We start from the raw sequence: 17,275 nt of genomic DNA on the forward strand, positions 1-17,275 counted from the left end.
CGAATTCGCTGCGGCACGGACTGGCGGCTCGTAGGGTGGCGGCCGTGCATCCGAACCAGGGTTGGCAGGTGCAGCAACCTCCACGGGGACACGGTCCGGGTTACGGCCCGGCGCCCGGCTGGGGGCAGCCGTTGCGGCCGAGCGTCGCGCCTGCGTTCCTCGCGGGTGGGCTGTGGCTGCTCGTGGCGGTGCTGTGCTTCGTGCTGGCAGGGCTGAACTCCGCCGACGGCAAGGGGATCCGGCAGACCCCGGAGGCCGCCGTCGCGTTGCTGGGACTGGCCTTCGGGCGCGGTTTCATCGCCAACGGCGACCCGGCGATCGTCGCCACCTACGTCGCGGGCGGTGTGGTGCTGTTGCTCGCCGCGCTGGTGATCGCCCGGCTCGGGTTCGCGCGCTGGGTCCTCGCCGCGCTCGGGTTCCTCGTGTGCGCGTACTACGTCTTCGCGGTCGTGCGACTGACGGTCGACCACGGCGGCACGCTGATCATCGTGCCGGGCATCGCGCTGATGCTGTGGCTGGCCGCGTCGATGGTGTCGGTGCTGCCGCCGGTCGGACGGGCGATGCGGTGATCAGTCCGTCCGGATGAACCCCTTCGACACCATCCAGTCGCGCGCCACCTCGCCCGCGTCCCTGCCCTCCACGTCGACCTGACGGCACAGCTCGATCATCTGGTCGTTGGTCAGCGCGGCGCTCACCTCCTCCAACGGGCCGCGCACCTGCGGGTACCTCGCGAGGAACTCCGCGCGCACGGTCGGTGCCACGTTGTACTGCGGGAAGGCCTTCTTGTCGTCCTCCAGCACGCGGAGCTCCTGCGCGGCGATGCGGCCGTCGGTGGTGAACACCTCGCCGACCGGGCACGTGCCGCCCGCCACGGCCGAGTAGATCGTGCCGATGCCGAAGTTCTTCACCTCGGTCGTCGGGAAGCCGTAGGTCCGTTGCGCAGCGGGAAAACCGTCCTGGCGGCTGGTGAACTCGGTCTCCAGGCAGAACACCGCCTGGTCCGGGTTCTGGGTGAGGAACGCCGCGAGGTCGGAGGTGGTCTTGAGGCCGTGCTGCTCGCCGTAGGCCTCGGTGACGGCGAACGCGTACTGGTCGTTGAGCGGTGAGTAGGCGAGCCACTCGACGCCGAACTTCTCCAGGTCGGCCTTCTTCGTCGCGTCGTACTGCGCCTGTTCGCCGCCGGGCACCGGGAGAACGTTCCCCTGGTAGTTGATCCAGCCGGTGCCGGTGTACTCCCAGGTGACGTCGACCTCGCCGTTGAGCAGGGCCTGGCGCGCGGTCTGCGAGCCCTTGAGGTCGGTCAGGTCGATCACGTCCGCGCCGGCCGCGGACAGCGCCATCTCGGCCAGGTAGCCGAGCAGGATGTTCTCGGTGAAGTCCTTGGACCCCACGGTGATCTCGACGCCCCACAACGACGGATCGGGCTGGATGGACCCCGGCAGGACCTTGTAGGGCAACGCGGTGTTGACGTCCAGTCCGCAGCCGGACAACAACAACAGCGCTACCAGAAGCACCTTCCTCACCTGACCCCCTTGGGACCGAACCGCTGCTCGATCACCGCGCCGGCCCAGTCGACCAGCAGCGCGAGACCCGCCGCCAACGCCGAGCCGGTCACCAGGACCTTCATCAGGTTCAGCTTGTAGCCGGTGTCGATCAGCAACCCGAACCCGCCCGCGTTGACGAACAGGCCGAACGTCGCCGTGCCGACCGCGAGCACCAGCGACGTGCGCAGGCCGGCCAGGATCAGCGGGGTCGCCAGCGGGAACTCCACGCGCCACAGCACGCCCGGCGCCGACATGCCGATGCCGCGACCGGCGTCCACAAGGGACGGATCGACCTGCTGGATGCCGACGATCGTGTTGCGCAGCACCGGGAGCAACGAGTAGAACGCCAGCGGCAGCGCGGCGACCCACAGCCCGCCCGAAGCGCCCGTGACCAGGAACCACAGCACCAGCACGCCCAGCGCGGGCGCGGCCTGGCCGACATTCGCGACCGCCAGGAACACCGGGGCGAGGAAGCGGGCCCACGGCCTGGTGGCGACGATGCCCGCCGGAACCGCCACCACCACGACGATCGCGGTCACGACGACCGTCATCGCCAGGTGGTCGCGCAGCGCGGTCAGCAACGACGTGGCGTTCAGCGTGCTCTTCTCGGTCGCCGTCAGCTCACCGCCGAACACCCACGCCAGCACGCCGCCGACGATCAGCAGCACCACGACGGGCTGCGCCCAGAACCGGATCCGCCCGGCCGTCACGAGTGCGCCCGCCGCTGCTGCACGACGTCGGTCACGGTCGCGAGGTCGACCGTGCCGACGTACTCGCCCCGGCCACCCGTGACGATCGCCCGGCCGCCCTCGTTCACGATCGCTTCGAGGGCGTCCCGCAACGTCGACTGCAGCGTCACGGAGTCCTGCACCGGACGTCCGGCACCGGCCAGCGAGGTCACGCGCTTCAGCTCGTTGCACTGCACCCAGCGCGACGGGCGGTCGCGCCGGTCCAGCACCAGCAGCCACTCCTCACCGTCCAGATCCACAGTGGACGGATCGGCGTCGGAGCGGGCGGTGACGGCCTGACCCAGTTCGACGTCACGCACCCTCATGAGCGTCAAGGCCTTCAGCGACGCGCCGGCGCCCACGAACCCGGCCACCGTGTCGTCCGCCGGGTTGGCCAGGACGGCCTCCGGGGTGTCGTACTGCAGGATCGTGGACCGGTCGCCGAGCACCGCGATCCGGTCGCCGAGCTTCACGGCCTCGTCGAAGTCGTGCGTGACGAACACGATCGTCTTGCGGAGTTCTTCCTGCAGCCGCAACAACTCGTCCTGCAGGTGCCCGCGCGTGATCGGGTCGACCGCGCCGAACGGCTCGTCCATCAGCAGCACCGGCGGATCGGCGGCCAGCGCCCGCGCGACACCGACCCGTTGCTGCTGGCCGCCGGAGAGCTGACGCGGGAAGCGACCGGCGAACTCGCCGGGGTCGAGCCCGACGAGGTCCATCATCTCGTCGACGCGGTCCGAGATCTTCTTCTTGTCCCAGCCCAGCAATCCCGGCACGACTCCGATGTTCTGCGCCACGGTGAAGTGCGGGAACAACCCGGCCTGCTGGATCGCGTACCCGACGCGCCGCCGCAGGTCGTCCGGGTCGATCTTCAGCGCGTCCTCGCCGCCGATCGTGATCGTGCCGGACGTCGGCTCGATCAACCGGTTGATCATCCGCATGGTCGTGGTCTTGCCACAGCCGGACGGCCCGACGAACACCACGACCTGCCCGGCCGGCACGACCATCGAGAAGTCGTCGACCGCCGCCGCCTTCTGCCCCGCGTACCGCTTCGTCACGTGGTCGAGCCTGATCTCGATGCCTTTTTCAGCCACGAACGCCCCTCGACACGGTGAAACGGTTGACCAGCACGTAAATTCCGTCGAGCAGCAGGGCGAGGACCACCACACCGATCGTTCCGGTGAGGGCCTGGTTCATCGAGTTCGCACTGCCCGCGTTCGCAAGTCCGGAGAACACCTCCGAGCCGAGCCCCGGCCCTTTCGCATAGGCCGCGATGACCGCGATCCCCATCAGCATCTGCGTGGCGACCCGCATTCCGGCGAGAATCGCGGGCCACGCCAGCCGCAGCTCGACCTGAGTGAGCACTCCCAGCCTGCTCATCCCGATTCCTCTTGCGGCATCGCTCACAGCCGGATCCACGCCGGCCAGCCCGACGATCGTGTTGCGCACGATCGGCAGCAACGCGTACAGCACCAAAGCGACCACCGTCGTGTTCGCGCCCAGGCCGAACACCGGGATCAGCAACGCCAGCAGAGCGAACGACGGAATGGTGAGAATCGTGCTCGCCAACGCCGTGGCCAGCGCGGACCCGGCCGGGCTGCGGTAGACCGCGACCCCGATCAGCACTCCGAGCAGCGTCGCCAGAACCGTGCACTGCACAACCGCACTGACGTGCAGGAACGCTTGCAAAGACAGCCGATCCCAGCGATCGGCTACGTACTCGAGCACATTCATCCTCGTGGCCCCGCCCTCGAAGTTGGCGTCAACCCAACACCATTGTGGACAGTGGGGCAACCATTCGCCACCGAACCATCGTCTCAGCCGGTGGAATTCCGGTGGCGTTCAAGGCGGTTCTGGTAGACCTCTGCGGCTGTCCACCAGGCCGATCGCTCCAGCGGGTTTCGAGCCGTCACTCATACGTTCTTCAACTAACCAAGAACGTGCTCGCACCGACTCACGCCTGCTGACCGCTTGGGGGATTTCTGAGATGTCGCACGAAGCTGAAGTGGACGGCGGCTGCCTTCCCGACCTGCTGCGCAAGCAGGTCGAGGAACACCCTGATCGCACGGCCGTCGTCTTCGGTGAACAGAGCATCACCTACGGCGAACTCTTCGAGCAGAGTTCCGCGCTGGCCACACACCTGCGGCGGCTCGGCATCAGCGAGGACGACTGCGTCGGCATGTTCGTCGAGCCGTCACTGGACCTCGTGGTCGGAGCGTGGGGGATCCTCTGCGCCGGCGGCGCCTACCTGCCGCTGAGCCCGGAGTACCCCGAGGAGCGGCTCCGGTACATGATCGAGGACTCGCGCACGAAGGTCGTCGTGACGCAGCCCGCCCTGAAGCAGCGCCTGGCCGAACTGGCCCCCGCCACCACGAGGATCGTCACGCTCGACGACTGCGACGAGGCGTTCGACGACGGCTTCTCCCCTGCCCACAACAGTCTCGCCTACATCATCTACACCTCGGGCAGCACCGGGCGGCCCAAGGGCGTGATGATCGAGCACCGCAGCATCGTCAACCAGATGCTGTGGCTGCACGACGCGCACGCCATCGACGGCACGAAGCGCGTGGTGCAGAAGACCCCGATGAGCTTCGACGCGGCGCAGTGGGAGATCCTCGCCCCCGCGGTCGGCAGCACCGTGGTGATGGGCCGGCCCGGCATCTACCGCGACCCCGAGATGCTGATCGGGACCATGCGCGAGCAGGGCGTCACCACGCTGCAGTGCGTGCCGACGCTGCTCCAGGCGCTGATCGACACCGAGGAGTTCCACACCGTCACCTCGCTGAAGCAGGTCTTCAGCGGCGGCGAGGCGTTGTCCCGCACGCTGGCCCAGGCGTTCTTCGCGGACATGCCGAACGTCAGCCTCATCAACCTCTACGGGCCGACGGAGACGACGATCAACTCGTCGTCGTACGTGGTAGACCCCGCCGCACTCGCCGAAGCCCCGAAGTCGATCTCGATCGGCCTGCCCGTCGCGAACACGACGTACCTGGTGCTCGACGACAACCGCGACATGGTCACGCCCGGCGAGATCGGTGAGCTCTACATCGGCGGCGCCCAGGTCGCCCGCGGCTACCTGCACCAGCCGGAGCTGACCGAGGAACGGTTCGTGGACGGCATGTTTCGCACCGGCGACCTCGTGACGCAGAACCTCGACGGCACGGTGCAGTTCGCCGGCCGCGCGGACAGCCAGGTCAAGCTGCGCGGCTACCGGGTCGAACTGGACGAGATCCGGCTCGCGATCGAGACGCACGACTGGGTGCGCAACGCCGCGGTGATCGTCAAGGAGGACGAGCGCACCGGCTTCCAGAACCTGATCGCGTGCGTCGAGCTGAACCCCAAGGAAGCCGCCCTGATGGACCAGGGCAACGCCGGTTCGCACCACCAGTCGAAGTCCAGCCGCCTGCAGGTCCGCGCGCAGCTGTCGAACCCCGGCGTGCGCGACGACCTGGCCGGCCGGCAGAGCTTCGAACTGCCCGGCGAGGAAGCCTCGTGCCTGCAGCGCAAGGTCGTCTTCTCGCGCAAGTCCTACCGCTTCTACGAGGGCGGCCAGGTCACCGACGCCGACCTGGCGCGGTTGCTGGAACGCAAGCCGATCGGCGCGGGCTCCCAGGACCCGAAGTCCGTCCACGTCTCCGAACTGGGCGAGATCCTGCGCTACTTCGGCGCGCACTTCAGCGACCAGCGGCTGCTGCCGAAGTACGGCTACGCGTCACCTGGTTCGCTCTACGCGACCCAGCTCCACCTGGAACTGCACCACATCGCGGGACTTCCGGCCGGGTTGTACTACTACCACCCGCTGCGCCACCAGCTCGTGCTCATCAGGCCGCTCGAGGAGAGCTTCGAAGTACAGGCGAAGCTGCACTTCATCGGGCACAAGGCCGCGATCGAGGCGGTGTACCTCAACAACATCCAGGAGGTCCTGGAGATCGAGACCGGCCACATGGTCGGGCTCTTCGAGGAGGTCCTGCCCGGCTACGGCCTCGACATCACGGCCTCCGCGTACACACCGGAGACCAAGGCCCTGCTCGACGTCGACGACGAGGACTACTACCTCGGCACGTTCGAACTGTGCGCGTACACCGGTGTCCGCGAGGACGACGTCGACATCTACGTCCAGACGCACCCCGGCCGCGTCGCGAACCTGCCCGGCGGCCAGTACCGCTACGCCGGCGGCGAGTTCGAGCGGGTGTCCGACGACCTGGTGCTGCGCAAGCACGTCATCGCGATCAACCAGGCGGTGTACGAGCGCGCGAGCTTCGGCATCAGCGCCATCGGCCGGTCCACGGAGCTGTGGCGGCGCTACATCGACCTCGGCCGGACCATGCACCGGTTGTCCGCCAACGACGTCGACCTCGGCTTCATGTCGTCGGGCTACAGCTCGAAGACGAACAACGACCTCCCGTCGGCCAAGCGCATCTGCGACATCCTCAAGGCCGCAGACCGGCAGGACGGCCCGTCGTACTTCTTCCTGGGCGGCAAGGTCTCCTACGACCAGCGACGCAGCCCCGGCATGAAGGAGGACGTCGTCCACATGAAGGGCCCGGCCGAGCTGATCCGCGACGACCTGGTCAACTTCCTGCCGGACTACATGATCCCGAACAAGGTCGTGGTGCTCGACGCGCTGCCGGTCACCGCGAACGGCAAGATCGACGTCAAGGCGCTGGAGAAGTCGGACAAGACCAACGTCGACGACCAGGACCGGCCGTTCGTCGCGCCGCGCACCGTCACCGAGCGCCGCATCAGCGAGATGTGGAAGAAGCTGATGAAGCGCGAGACCGTCTCGACGCACGACGACTTCTTCGAGACCGGCGGCAACTCGCTGATCGCGGTCGGGCTGGTCAACCGCATCAACAAGGACTTCGGCACCAGCCTGCCGCTGCAGGTGCTCTTCGAGTCCCCGACGATCGAGCAGCTCTCCCGGCGCGTCGACGGCCTGCACGAGGGACCGATCTCACGGCTGGTCCCGTTGCAGCCCGGCGGAGACGGCTCTCCCGTCTTCTGCTGGCCGGGGCTCGGCGGCTACCCGATGAACCTGCGCACGCTCGCAAGTCGTTCGGAGCGCCCGTTCTACGGCGTGCAGGCGCACGGCATCAACGAGGGCGAGATGCCGTACGGCACGATCCGCGAGATGGCCGCCGCCGACATCGAGGCGATCAAGGAGGTGCAGCCGGAGGGCCCGTACACGTTGTGGGGCTACTCCTTCGGCGCGCGGGTCGCGTTCGAGACGGCCCACCAGCTCGAACAGGCGGGCGAGGTGGTCGAGAACCTGTACCTCATCGCGCCGGGCTCGCCGAAGGTGCGCTCGGAACGGGACAGCGACGAGGCCTCCTACGACAACAGCGCGTTCGTGACGATCCTGTTCTCGGTCTTCGCGGGCAGCATCACCGACGCGCGGCTGGACCGGTGCCTGGAGGTCGCGAAGGACGAGGACAGCTTCGCCGCGTTCATCAGCGGTGAGTTCCGCGACCTCGACAGCGAGCTCGTGCGGCGGATCATCAAGATCGTCACCGAGACGTTCTCCTTCAAGTACACCTTCGGCGAGCTGGCCGAGCGCACGATCACCGCGCCGCTCACCATCTTCAAGGCGCAGGGCGACGACTACTCGTTCATCGAGGGCAGTGAGGGCTTCTCGGTCACCGACCCGGTGGTCGTCGAACTGGAGGCGGACCACTACAGCCTGCTGCGCGAGCCCGACATCGACGAGTTGCTGGCGTCCATGCGGCAGAACGCGACCGTGCAGGAGGAGGTCGCGCGGGTGCCGGTCCTGCTGTCCGACGAGCAGATGGCCGAACTGATCGCGGCCGTCACCAAGGCCGTCACCCTCGCCATCGTGGGAAGCCGGTCGTGAGGAGGCTCGCATGCCGCACGTGAACATCAAGCACTTCCCTGCACCGCTCGACGACGAGCAGACGTCCGAGCTGGTCTCGGCCATCACCGAGGCGGTGACCAGGGCGTTCGGCTGTGCCGAGGGCGTCGTGTCGATCGCCCTGGAACCGGTCGAGCAGCAGGCGTGGCAGGACCAGGTCTACGCGCCGGAGATCGTGGAACGGAACCACCTCCTGCGCAAGACCCCGAACTATTGAGGTGCCGATGCGCATTCCCCTGGTGTACAGCGAGGAAGTGGCCGAGGCGGTCACGGCGGGCCAGCCCGTCGTGGCGCTGGCGTCGGACGTGCTCAGGTCCGGCCCGGACAGCGCCGAGACCGTGCGCCTGGTCGAGGACGCGGTGCGGGCGAGCGGGTCGGTCCCCGCCACGATCGGCGTGGACAAGGGACGGATCCTCGTCGGTCTCTCCGAGTCCGACATCGAGAGGTTCGCCACCGCACCAGGGGTGTCCGCAGTGGACGGCCGGGACCTGCCGGTCGTCCTTGCCCGCGGCACGACCGGGGCGGCGACGGTTTCGGCGTCGATGGTCGCGGCCGGGCTCGCGGGGCTGAAGTTCCTGTCCAGCGCGGAGATCGGCGGCGTGCACCGGGACGGCCGGCGGCTGTCCCCCGACCTCGTGCAGCTCACCCGCTCGAAGGTCGCGGTGGTCTGCGCGGGGGCCCGGAACACCCTCGACCTCGGGCTCACACTGGAGTTCCTGGAAACGCACTGCGTTCCGGTCGTCGCCTACCGGTCGGACGACTTCCCCGCGTTCTACTTCGAGACCTCGGGTCTGCCCAGCCCGCACCGAGTCGACGACCCACGGGTGATGGCCCGCGCGATCGAGAGCCACTGGGCGCTCGGCAACCCCGGCTCGTTCCTCGTGACCACACCGACGAAGCCCGCGGACGCGATCGACGACGACGAGATCGAATCCGTGAAGGCGACCATGGCGGTGCGGATCAACACCGCCGAGGTCGCGGGAGAGCTCGCCGCCGCCCACGCGAAGGAGTTCTCCTCATGAACCGGTGCGCGATCTTCGACCTCGACGGCACGCTCGTCGACTCCCCGCGCGGGATCGTCACGACGTTCGCCGCGGTGCTCGCCCAGCTCGACCTGCCCACGGCGGACTCCCCGACCATCCGTGCCACGATCGGGCTCCCGCTGCCCGCCGCGTTCGCGAAGGTGCTCGGGACGTCCGAGGACGAACCGGTCGTCACCGCGTGCGTCGAGCTCTACCACCCGACGTACCGCAAGATCGTGCTGCCGATGGCGACGCAACTGGTGTTCCCGGGCGTGTACGACGGGCTGCAGTCGTTGCGGGACGACGGTTTCCAGCTCGCCGTCGCCACGAGCAAGTTCATCGGCAACGCCGAGGCGCTGCTCACCGCGGCCGGTCTGCGCGAGGAGTTCTCCGTCGTCGTCGGCGCGGACCAGGTCTCGAAACCCAAGCCCGATCCCGAATCCGGCCTGCTCGTGCTGCGCAGGCTCGGGGTGTCCCCGCGCAACGCGGTCATGGTCGGGGACACCACTCACGACATCAACATGGCGCACGGCGCGGGCATCGCGTCCGTCGCCGTGACCTACGGCGTCCACGGCGTCGACCAGCTGCTCAGCGCGAACCCGACGTGGCTGGTCGACTCGTTCGCCGGGGTCGTGGCCGCCGTGCGCGAGTGCGCCTGAGGTCAGCGCACGACGTCGTAGACCAGCTTCTGGATGCCGTTCGAGTACGACTCGCTCTCGACGACCTTCAGCACCTGCTTGGCCTTGTCGGTCTCGCTGAACAGGCGCTTGCCCGCGCCGAGCAGCACCGGGAACACCAGCAGGTGGTAGCGGTCGATCAGGCCCGCGTCGGAGAGGTTGCGGTTGAGCGTCGCGCTGCCGTGCAGGGAGATCGGCCCGCCCTCGGTCTCCTTCAGCGCCGCCACGTCGTCCAGCGAGCGCAGGATCGTGATGTCGCCCCAGTTGTCGACCAGCTGGTCGTCCTTCAGCGTGCTGGACACGACGTACTTCGGCATCGCGTTGTACTTCGGGAAGTAGTCGAGCGTCGGCCACACCGGGGCGAACGCCTCGTAGCTGACGCGGCCCATCATCATCGCCGCGGCCTCGTCCTGCTCGCGGCCCTTGATCTCGTAGGCGGCCTCGTCGAACTCGATGTCCTGGAAGGTCCAGCCGGCGCTGCGGTGACCGGGCTCGCCGCCGGGTGCCTCGACGACGCCGTCGAGTGAGACGAAGGCGGTGGCGATCAGGGTGCGCATCTGGTTCTCCTCGGTGTTCGCGCTTGCTGTCATCAGTGCGTCGAACGGGAGACGCCGGGATCGACATCTCGCGCCAGGAGATTTTGCGCCACGACCCATGGCGGCGCTGAACACCCCTCCGAGTCCAGCGCCGGGGACTGGAACTGCACGGCACCCGGCAGTACTAGCCCCTGAGCCAGTCCCAGCCGAACCTCCGGACCACCAGCACCAGTCCCAGCAGGACCATCACCGCGTACGCCGTGACACGCAGCGCGTCCGGCATCTCCACGTAGTTCAGCACGAACCAGCTCCTCGACCCACCGGTCAGGTTGTTGATCAACCCGCCGCCGCCCTGCACCAGCAGTACCAGTGCGATCAGCTCCACAGCTCCCCCTCAGATCAATACTTTTGTATTGTTTTGACACCCGAAACGGTAGCCCTGTCCCGCCTCGTGGTCAAATCAATGCGAACGTCTCGAAAAGAGGGAGTCGAGTGAAGCCGGTACGAGGCAGGGGCGCCGCCCACGACGAACGGCGCGGCGCGATCCTGGAAGCGGTGTTCGAGATCATCGACACCGAGGGCACCCACCAGGTCAGCATCCGCCGCGTCGCCGAACGCGCCGGTGTGTCCGTGGGCCGCGTCCAGCACTACTTCCCCAGCAAGGACGACCTGCTCACGGCGGCGTTCACCGCGATCAACGACCTCGGCACCGCCCGCGTGCAGGCCCGCCTCGCCGAGTCGTCCCCCGCCGAGGCGCTGCTGACGGAACTGATCCCTGGGACCGAGGAGGAACGCCGGCAGTTCCGCGTCGCGCAGGCGTTCGAGACGCACGCCCTGACGAACCCGGAACTGGTCGCGCAACTGCGCCAGGGCTACGACGAGCTGGTCGGCCTGCTGACCGTGCTGACCGGTCCGGCGGCGAAGGAGCTGCTCGCGTTGGCGCTGGGACTCGCGCACCTGACCCAGACGGGCAACCTCACGCCGGAGGAGGCGCGCGCGATCGTCCGGTCAGGAATCGAGAAGCACGGCTGAGCCCGCGCTCCTACCGTTGGGTCCAACAACGACCGGGAGGACCGAGAAAATGGCCAGCAGCAAGGGAATCCGCCAGTTCCACCGAGTGGTGAGCATGGTCTTCACGGCCACCGTGGTGTTCACGGCGGTCGCCCTGACCGTCGACAGTTCCGTGGTGTGGGTGTCGTACGTGCCGCTGCTGCCGCTGTTCGTCCTCATGGGAACGGGGATCTACATGTGGTTCCTGCCGCAGCTGGCCCGACGCCGCGCTAACCGCTGAGCCGGTTCTCCAGGTGCGTGAGGGTGGCCTCCAGTGCCACCCCGTACACCGCGATCCGGCAGGCCAGCCGCCACAGCGTCGCGTCCGTCGGCGCCACGGCCAGGCTGATCACGAGCTCCCGCACGAGCCGCCGGGTCTGCTCGACCAGCACCCCGACGCTCTCGGTGATCTCCCCGAACGCCGCCGACACCGAGCTCAGCCCTCGGATCGCCTCGATGTTGTGACCCATCAGCCGCAGGTGCTCCTCGGCGCCACTCCACTGAGGCGCGTCCTGTTCCAGGAGGTCTTCGAGCTCGTCGGCCATGTCCTGCTGCTCGGCCGCGATGTTGTACCAGGTCATCGCGTGCGCGGCGATGACGTCCGGCAGGCCGGTGAGGTCGTCCAGGGAGTCCCGCAACGGCCTGATCTGCTCCATCGCCGCTCGCGCGGAGTCCTCGACCGGCTCGACCAGCGAGGGCACGGCGGCCTCGCGCACGGGGTCGGGATCAGGTGGCCGCACGCCGTAGAGGGCGTACAGCCCGGCCACGATCAGGCGCAGGTTCTCCTCGACGTAGGAGACCAGTTCGTCCTGCCGAGCGTGCTTCTCCAGGACGGCGTCGATGATCCACCGGCACAGCCGCCCGTACACGGTCTCGTCACCGACGACGACCGCACTGGCCTTGTGCACGGCCGCGAACCGCATGCGCACGGCCTCGATCCGGCCGGCGTGACGCACGATCTGACCGGCCACGCGCCTCCCTCGGCTCGGCGAACGCTCGCCCGTCCACGGTAGCGGGCTTGACTCTGCACCACGGTGCAGAGTCCATCGTGGCCGCATGACACAAGATCACGTGACCCGCTGGGGCAAGGCCGGTGCGGCGTACGACCTCGTGGCGAGCATCGCGTTCGTCACGCCCTGGACCGGCGCACTGGCGCTGGACCTGCTCGGCACTCCCCACACCGAGCAAACGCTCCTGTTCTCCACGCTGTTCGGCACCGTCGTGGTGATGTGGTCGATCGTCCGCTGGCTCCGGCCGGAACGGTTGCTGATCGCCGCCGACACCACCGGGCGTGCACTGTTCAGCCTCTGGTTCGCGTGGGCGTTGTGGCAGGGGCACACCCCGGCGCTGGCGGCGTTCCTGGCGCTGGAACTGTTCTGGGGCGCGGCCCAGCTGCGCGCGCTGCTGCGGAGGTAGTTTCCGGTGGTGCGCATATCCGAACTGGCCCGCGCCGCCGGGGTGGGCATCAGCACCGTGCGGTTCTACGAGCGCCGCGGCCTCGTCGTCCCCACCGCCCGGTCCCACGGCGGCTACCGCCACTACGACCAGGAAGCGTTGAAGCGGTTGAGGTTCATCCGCCGCGCGGCCCGGCTCGGGTTCACGCTCACCGAGCTCGAGCAGCTCCTCTCCGCCTCCACGACACCCGACGTGGGGGACGTGGTCACCGGCAAGGTCGCCGAGATCGAGCAGCGGATCGACGACCTGGACCGGGTGCGGCTCGCGTTGCTCGACGTCGCCGCGAACGGCGTCCGGGACCAGTGCCCGGTGGTCGCGGCGCTGAGCGACTGAGGCGTTCCTGCTCGTAAGCTGTCGGCTGGCGAACGGGAGGTCGAGCGGTGGCGGACGACACGGTGGCGGGGCTGATGGCCGAACTGGCCGCGCTCGAAGACCCGAAGGCACGCGCGGTGAACGAGAAGCACGGCGACGACCACGGCGTGAACCTCGGCAAGCTGCGCGCGATCGCGAAGCGCCTCAAAACGCAGCAGGACCTCTCGCTCGAACTGTGGGCGACGGGTGACACCGCGGCCCGGCTGCTGGCCTTGCTGATCTGCCGCCCCAAGGCGTTCGGGCGCGACGAGCTCGACACCATGCTGCGCGAGGCCAAGCGCCCCAAGGTGCACGACTGGCTCGTGAACTACGTGGTGAAGAAGAGCCCGCACACCGAAGAACTGCGCGTGCTGTGGTTCGCCGACCCGGACCCGGTGGTCGCGAGCGCGGGCTGGGCGCTGACCGTCGACCGGGTGGCGAAGAAGCCGGAGGGCCTCGACCTCGACGGGCTGCTCGACGTCGTGGAGGAGGACATGAAGGACGCGCCGGAACGGCTGCAGTGGGCGATGAACCACTGCCTGGCGCAGATCGGGATCGAACACCCCGCACTGCGCGCCCGTGCGGTCGAGATCGGCGAACGCCTGGAGGTCCTCAAGGACTACCCGACGCCGCCGGGCTGCACGTCGCCGTTCGCACCGATCTGGATCGGCGAGATGGTGCGGCGCAACGGTTAGAGCCAGCCCCGTTCGCGCGCGGTGTTCGCCGCCTCGGAACGGTTGCGCGCGCCCAGTTTCGCCATCGCGGTCGACAGGTAGTTGCGGACCGTGCCCTCGGCGAGGTTGAGCCGGGCCGCGATGTCGGCGTTGCTCGCGCCCGTCGTGACCTCCTGCAGCAGCTCGCGTTCGCGCGGTGTCAGGGGATCGGCGCTGTCCCACGCGGCCATCGCGAGCTCGGCGGCGACGACGCGTTCGCCGGCGTGCACGCGGCGCAGCGCCGAGACGAGGTCCGCGATCGGTGCGTCCTTCAGCACGTATCCGGAGACCCCGGCGTCCATCGCGCGCCTCAGGTACCCGCTGCGGGCGAAGGTCGTGATGATGAGGACGCGGGTGGGGTCGCCGCGCTCGCTCAGCGCCTGCGCGACGTCCAGTCCCGTCCGGCCGGGCATCTCGATGTCGGTCAGCAGCACGTCGGGCCGGTGTTCCGCCACGGCCGCGAGCGCCTCGTCGCCGTCCCCCGCGGTCGCGACGACCGTGACGTCGGGCTGCAGGTCGAGCAGCTGGGCGAACGCGCCGCGCACCATCGCCTGGTCCTCCGCCAGCACGACCCTGATCACGTGGCCACCTTCAGCGGCACGGCGATCGTGACGGTGGTGCCCGCCGAGACCGTCCGCGCGACCAGGCCGCCCAGCGCGGCGATCCGCTCCCGCATGCCCGTCAGCCCGTTGCCCTCCGGCGCGTGCCCGCCGACGCCGTCGTCGGCGACCACCAGCCGCAGCTCACCGTCGCGGGCCTCGACACCGATGTGGCACGTCCTGGCGTGCGCGTGCCGGGCCACGTTGGTCACGGCCTCCCGCAACGCGAGCGCCAGTTCGTGCTCGGTCGAGCCGACGATCACCAGCCCCGGATCCCTGCGCACGGTCACCTCGACGCCCAGGCTCGACAACGCGGCACGTGCCGCCTCCAGTTCGGTCTCCAGTGACGCGCTGCGCCACCCCGTCACGGCGTCGCGGATCTCGCCCAGCGCCGCGCGGGCCGTCCGTTCGATCTCCGCCGCCTCCTCCTGCGCCCGCGCGGGATCCGCGGCGACGAGTTGCGCGCGCAGGACGATCGCGGTCAGCGTGTGGCCGAGCAGGTCGTGCAGGTCGCGGGCGATGCGCTCGCGTTCGGCGAGGGTGGCGAGGTGCTCGATCCGGGCGGTGCGGATGCGCAGGTCGGCGCCTTCGCGGTCCCGTTCGGACCACTCGACCTGGAGGATGCCGATCACCCACAGGAAGATCAGCGACGGCAGCAGCCCCCACAGCCGGTACGGCATCTCGACCACCGACACCACGCCGAACAGGCAGATCAACGCGGTCAGCGCGACGAACCACCGCATCGCCACCCGCCGCGACTCCGCGAGGCCCGCGAACGTCGCCGCGTAGACGAACAGCACGGCGGCGCCGGTGTTGAACGGCGTCGCGAAGGCGCCGAGCACCACCGTCGGCACCAGGCACCACCAGCGGACGCGGTCCGGCCGCCGCCAGGCCAGCACGTACATCGGCACGAAGGCCGTGGCGACGACGGCGACGAGCGCCCAGTCCACCCAGTCCGTGGCCGGGTCGAAGATCGGTGCCCACAGCAGGTTCCCCAGGTAGATCAGGTGCAACCAGCGGGAGATCCCAGCGACGATTCTCATGACCGCGCATGACGATACGACACGGCCGCGAGCACCGCAGCCACCAGCGCGAAGCCCAGCAGCACGAGCACGTGCGCGACGACCGGCCCGCCGGTCAGCTGGGCGCGGGCGAGCTCCGACAGGTGGTAGGTCGGCAGGAACCGCGCGACGTCACCGAAGAACGCGGGCATGATCTCCAGCGGCATCCACAGTCCGGAAAGGACGGACGTCGGGATGAGGATCGCGTTGAGCACGGCGGCCGCGGCACCCGCACCGACCTGGAACCCGATCGCGAGGCTCAGCAACGCGAACGGCAGCGCGCCGAGCACCAGCACGACGAGAAGCCGCAGCAACGCGGGCAACGGCGCGTTCAGCGAACCGGTGACGGCCGCGGTCGCCGTCATCGCGACCAGCACCCCGGCGGCGTAGGGCAGTGCCGCCACCACCTTCGCCGCCAGCGTCACGCCGATCGGCACCGCCGACACCTGCTTCGCGCGCAGCCAGCCGCGTTCCCGGTCGGACGCGACGCCGATGCCGGGGTTCATCAGCACGACCGAGATCACGCCGAACGCGCCGAACGTGGCGATCATCGTGGTGCCCGCGGAGACCCCGCCTGCGCTGAACTTCCCGAACAGCGACACGAAGAGCGCGAAGAACCCCACCGGCATGATGATCGAGAAGAACAGGGCGGCCGGTTCGCGGACGATACCCCTCAGCTCGTCCGCGAGCTCCACGCCGAAGACCTTGTGCACGGTCACGCGGCACCCCTCTCGATCAGACCCGCCACTGCCTCTTCCAGTCCGGCACCCTCGACCCGCAGGTCGGACAGGCCGGGGTCCTCCGCGAGCAGCACCCGCAACAACGCCTCCGGAGCACGCGTGCCGAGCCGGACGTGCTCGCCGTCGTCGCGCAACGACACGACACCCGGCAGCGCTTGGAGGCGCTCCAAACCGAGGGCCGTCCGGGCGATCACCGTGCGGTCGGGCAGCCGCGCGACCAGTTCGTCCGGCGTGCCCCCGGCGAGCACCCGGCCGCGGTCGAGCACGACGACGCGGTCGGCGACGGCCGCGGACTCCTCGATGAGGTGCGTGGTGAGCAGGACGCCGGCGCCGCGCCCACGCCGTTCCGCGAGGATCTGCCAGAACCGCTTGCGGGTGGGCACGTCCAGACCGGCGGTCGGTTCGTCCAGCACCAGCAGCGCCGGATCGGCGACCAGGGCCATGGCGAGCTGCAGTCGTTGCTTCTGGCCGCCGGAGAGCTTCGACGCGCGCCGCCCGGCCAGTTCGGTCAGGTCGAGCTCGGCCATCACCGGCCCGGCCGCCGCACGGGGCTTGCCCGCGCGCACCGCGGCCCCGACGACCAGCTCGGACACCTTCAGCGTGTTCGGGAACCCGAGCAACTGCTGCACCACCCCGAGCTGCCGGCGGGTGGACGCGACGCGGGGGTCTCCACCGCACACGAGCACCGAACCGGCCTTGGCCGGCAGCAGCCCGATCACCTGGTTCACCAGCGTCGTCTTGCCCGCGCCGTTCGGCCCGAGCAGCGCCACGCACTCCCCCGCGCCGACGTCGAGATCAACGCCGTCCAGCGCCTGCGTGGCACCGTAGCTGTGCCGCGCCCCTCGTACTCCGAGCACCGTTTCCATGGCGCTGAGCCTGGTCGGAACCGGCTCCCGTCAGTAGTGGAGCAGCGTCACGACCTCGGGATGA

21 protein-coding genes are annotated in these 17,275 nt (G+C 69.2%); 10 read left to right on the plus strand and 11 right to left on the minus strand.

Translation table 11 applies throughout. From position 1 onward, the window contains the following. Nucleotides 1-68: 68 nt before the first annotated feature. Nucleotides 69-569: a hypothetical protein gene (locus DFR72_RS29140; RefSeq protein WP_143086824.1), complete on the plus strand. Its 501-nt coding sequence runs from the start codon at nt 69-71 to the stop codon at nt 567-569. Here the strand turns inward: DFR72_RS29140 and DFR72_RS29145 are convergent, their stop codons facing one another. Genes DFR72_RS29145 through DFR72_RS29160 form a run of 4 tightly spaced genes read right to left on the minus strand, consistent with a single transcriptional unit; the run spans nt 570 to nt 4,006 of the window. After that, nucleotides 570-1,523 (minus strand): glycine betaine ABC transporter substrate-binding protein, encoded by a 954-nt coding sequence (locus DFR72_RS29145; RefSeq protein ID WP_090068176.1) that lies wholly within the window; start codon nt 1,521-1,523, stop codon nt 570-572. Beyond that, nucleotides 1,520-2,254, minus strand: coding sequence for an ABC transporter permease (locus DFR72_RS29150; protein WP_090068174.1), 735 nt, complete (start codon nt 2,252-2,254; stop codon nt 1,520-1,522). Before DFR72_RS29150 ends, DFR72_RS29145 begins: the two co-directional genes overlap by 4 nt. Further along, nucleotides 2,251-3,366: an ABC transporter ATP-binding protein gene (locus tag DFR72_RS29155; protein WP_170176436.1), complete on the minus strand. Its 1,116-nt coding sequence runs from the start codon at nt 3,364-3,366 to the stop codon at nt 2,251-2,253. The genes DFR72_RS29150 and DFR72_RS29155 overlap by 4 nt, the downstream gene beginning before the upstream one ends. Then, entirely contained in the window at nt 3,359-4,006 is a 648-nt protein-coding gene (locus DFR72_RS29160) for an ABC transporter permease (RefSeq protein ID WP_090068172.1), read from the minus strand. Before DFR72_RS29160 ends, DFR72_RS29155 begins: the two co-directional genes overlap by 8 nt. Before the next feature lie 253 nt (nt 4,007-4,259). Here DFR72_RS29160 and DFR72_RS29165 point away from each other — a divergent pair, with 253 nt between their 5' ends. Genes DFR72_RS29165 through DFR72_RS29180 form a run of 4 tightly spaced genes read left to right on the plus strand, consistent with a single transcriptional unit; the run spans nt 4,260 to nt 9,822 of the window. After that, the gene (locus tag DFR72_RS29165) at nt 4,260-8,123 is read left to right on the plus strand and encodes an amino acid adenylation domain-containing protein (RefSeq protein WP_090068170.1); all 3,864 of its coding nucleotides are present in this window, start codon (nt 4,260-4,262) and stop codon (nt 8,121-8,123) included. A 10-nt stretch (nt 8,124-8,133) separates the two neighbouring features. Further along, entirely contained in the window at nt 8,134-8,358 is a 225-nt protein-coding gene (locus DFR72_RS29170) for a tautomerase family protein (RefSeq protein ID WP_090068167.1), read from the plus strand. A gap of 7 nt (nt 8,359-8,365) precedes the next feature. Then, nucleotides 8,366-9,163 carry a pseudouridine-5'-phosphate glycosidase gene (locus tag DFR72_RS29175; RefSeq protein WP_090068590.1) on the plus strand — a complete coding sequence of 266 codons (798 nt, stop codon included), beginning with the start codon at nt 8,366-8,368 and terminating at the stop codon, nt 9,161-9,163. Further along, nucleotides 9,160-9,822, plus strand: a complete 663-nt coding sequence (locus DFR72_RS29180; protein WP_090068165.1) for an HAD family hydrolase — start codon at nt 9,160-9,162, stop codon at nt 9,820-9,822. Before DFR72_RS29175 ends, DFR72_RS29180 begins: the two co-directional genes overlap by 4 nt. 2 nt (nt 9,823-9,824) lie before the next feature. Here DFR72_RS29180 and DFR72_RS29185 read toward each other — a convergent pair whose 3' ends face one another. Continuing rightward, complete coding sequence (locus DFR72_RS29185) at nt 9,825-10,397, minus strand: dihydrofolate reductase family protein (protein WP_090068588.1); 573 nt, start codon at nt 10,395-10,397, stop codon at nt 9,825-9,827. 163 nt (nt 10,398-10,560) lie between these two features. Continuing rightward, nucleotides 10,561-10,761 (minus strand): hypothetical protein, encoded by a 201-nt coding sequence (locus DFR72_RS29190; protein WP_090068163.1) that lies wholly within the window; start codon nt 10,759-10,761, stop codon nt 10,561-10,563. A gap of 107 nt (nt 10,762-10,868) precedes the next feature. On the opposite strand from DFR72_RS29190, the gene DFR72_RS29195 reads away from it, so the two are divergent. Both DFR72_RS29195 and DFR72_RS29200 read left to right on the plus strand, forming a co-directional pair. Beyond that, nucleotides 10,869-11,408 carry a TetR/AcrR family transcriptional regulator gene (locus DFR72_RS29195; RefSeq protein ID WP_090068161.1) on the plus strand — a complete coding sequence of 180 codons (540 nt, stop codon included), beginning with the start codon at nt 10,869-10,871 and terminating at the stop codon, nt 11,406-11,408. 49 nt (nt 11,409-11,457) lie between these two features. Beyond that, a complete protein-coding gene (locus DFR72_RS29200; protein WP_090068159.1) occupies nt 11,458-11,667 on the plus strand; it encodes a hypothetical protein in 210 nt (69 codons plus the stop codon). On the opposite strand, the gene DFR72_RS29205 is transcribed toward DFR72_RS29200, so the two are convergent. Beyond that, nucleotides 11,657-12,397: a hypothetical protein gene (locus tag DFR72_RS29205; RefSeq protein ID WP_090068157.1), complete on the minus strand. Its 741-nt coding sequence runs from the start codon at nt 12,395-12,397 to the stop codon at nt 11,657-11,659. The two genes, DFR72_RS29200 and DFR72_RS29205, sit on opposite strands and share 11 nt — an antisense overlap. Nucleotides 12,398-12,482: 85 nt before the next feature. Between DFR72_RS29205 and DFR72_RS29210 the strand changes: the two genes are divergently transcribed. The 3 genes from DFR72_RS29210 to DFR72_RS29220 all read left to right on the plus strand — a co-directional run bounded on the left by DFR72_RS29210 (nt 12,483) and on the right by DFR72_RS29220 (nt 13,927). After that, nucleotides 12,483-12,842: a hypothetical protein gene (locus DFR72_RS29210; RefSeq protein WP_090068155.1), complete on the plus strand. Its 360-nt coding sequence runs from the start codon at nt 12,483-12,485 to the stop codon at nt 12,840-12,842. Nucleotides 12,843-12,848: 6 nt separating this feature from the next. Beyond that, nucleotides 12,849-13,214 (plus strand): MerR family transcriptional regulator, encoded by a 366-nt coding sequence (locus tag DFR72_RS29215; RefSeq protein WP_090068153.1) that lies wholly within the window; start codon nt 12,849-12,851, stop codon nt 13,212-13,214. 74 nt (nt 13,215-13,288) lie between these two features. Then, on the plus strand, nt 13,289-13,927 hold the full coding sequence (locus DFR72_RS29220) for a DNA alkylation repair protein (protein WP_090068584.1): 639 nt from the start codon (nt 13,289-13,291) through the stop codon (nt 13,925-13,927). Here DFR72_RS29220 and DFR72_RS29225 read toward each other — a convergent pair. Genes DFR72_RS29225 through DFR72_RS29240 form a run of 4 tightly spaced genes read right to left on the minus strand, consistent with a single transcriptional unit; the run spans nt 13,924 to nt 17,211 of the window. Beyond that, a complete protein-coding gene (locus tag DFR72_RS29225; RefSeq protein ID WP_090068151.1) occupies nt 13,924-14,526 on the minus strand; it encodes a response regulator transcription factor in 603 nt (200 codons plus the stop codon). The genes DFR72_RS29220 and DFR72_RS29225 overlap by 4 nt on opposite strands. Further along, nucleotides 14,523-15,587 (minus strand): sensor histidine kinase, encoded by a 1,065-nt coding sequence (locus DFR72_RS29230; RefSeq protein WP_090068149.1) that lies wholly within the window; start codon nt 15,585-15,587, stop codon nt 14,523-14,525. The genes DFR72_RS29225 and DFR72_RS29230 overlap by 4 nt, the downstream gene beginning before the upstream one ends. Continuing rightward, nucleotides 15,584-16,324 (minus strand): ABC transporter permease, encoded by a 741-nt coding sequence (locus tag DFR72_RS29235; protein WP_245983607.1) that lies wholly within the window; start codon nt 16,322-16,324, stop codon nt 15,584-15,586. The genes DFR72_RS29230 and DFR72_RS29235 overlap by 4 nt, the downstream gene beginning before the upstream one ends. Further along, nucleotides 16,321-17,211 carry an ABC transporter ATP-binding protein gene (locus DFR72_RS29240; RefSeq protein WP_090068147.1) on the minus strand — a complete coding sequence of 297 codons (891 nt, stop codon included), beginning with the start codon at nt 17,209-17,211 and terminating at the stop codon, nt 16,321-16,323. Before DFR72_RS29240 ends, DFR72_RS29235 begins: the two co-directional genes overlap by 4 nt. Nucleotides 17,212-17,275 lie beyond the last annotated feature (64 nt).

It is taken from the genome of Lentzea flaviverrucosa (genome assembly GCF_003350445.1).
Lineage (GTDB): Bacteria > Actinomycetota > Actinomycetes > Mycobacteriales > Pseudonocardiaceae > Lentzea > Lentzea californiensis.

Bases quoted from the DNA above. Each gene is read 5' to 3' on its own strand.
- DFR72_RS29180 (WP_090068165.1), top strand. From the start codon at position 9,160: ATGAACCGGTGCGCGATCTTCGACCTCGACGGCACGCTCGTCGACTCC.
- DFR72_RS29165 (WP_090068170.1), top strand. From the start codon at position 4,260: ATGTCGCACGAAGCTGAAGTGGACGGCGGCTGCCTTCCCGACCTGCTG.
- DFR72_RS29170 (WP_090068167.1), top strand. From the start codon at position 8,134: ATGCCGCACGTGAACATCAAGCACTTCCCTGCACCGCTCGACGACGAG.
- DFR72_RS29175 (WP_090068590.1), top strand. From the start codon at position 8,366: ATGCGCATTCCCCTGGTGTACAGCGAGGAAGTGGCCGAGGCGGTCACG.
- DFR72_RS29185 (WP_090068588.1), bottom strand. From the start codon at position 10,397: ATGCGCACCCTGATCGCCACCGCCTTCGTCTCACTCGACGGCGTCGTC.
- DFR72_RS29210 (WP_090068155.1), top strand. From the start codon at position 12,483: ATGACACAAGATCACGTGACCCGCTGGGGCAAGGCCGGTGCGGCGTAC.
- DFR72_RS29240 (WP_090068147.1), bottom strand. From the start codon at position 17,211: ATGGAAACGGTGCTCGGAGTACGAGGGGCGCGGCACAGCTACGGTGCC.
- DFR72_RS29200 (WP_090068159.1), top strand. From the start codon at position 11,458: ATGGCCAGCAGCAAGGGAATCCGCCAGTTCCACCGAGTGGTGAGCATG.
- DFR72_RS29160 (WP_090068172.1), bottom strand. From the start codon at position 4,006: ATGAATGTGCTCGAGTACGTAGCCGATCGCTGGGATCGGCTGTCTTTG.
- DFR72_RS29220 (WP_090068584.1), top strand. From the start codon at position 13,289: ATGGCCGAACTGGCCGCGCTCGAAGACCCGAAGGCACGCGCGGTGAAC.
- DFR72_RS29230 (WP_090068149.1), bottom strand. From the start codon at position 15,587: ATGAGAATCGTCGCTGGGATCTCCCGCTGGTTGCACCTGATCTACCTG.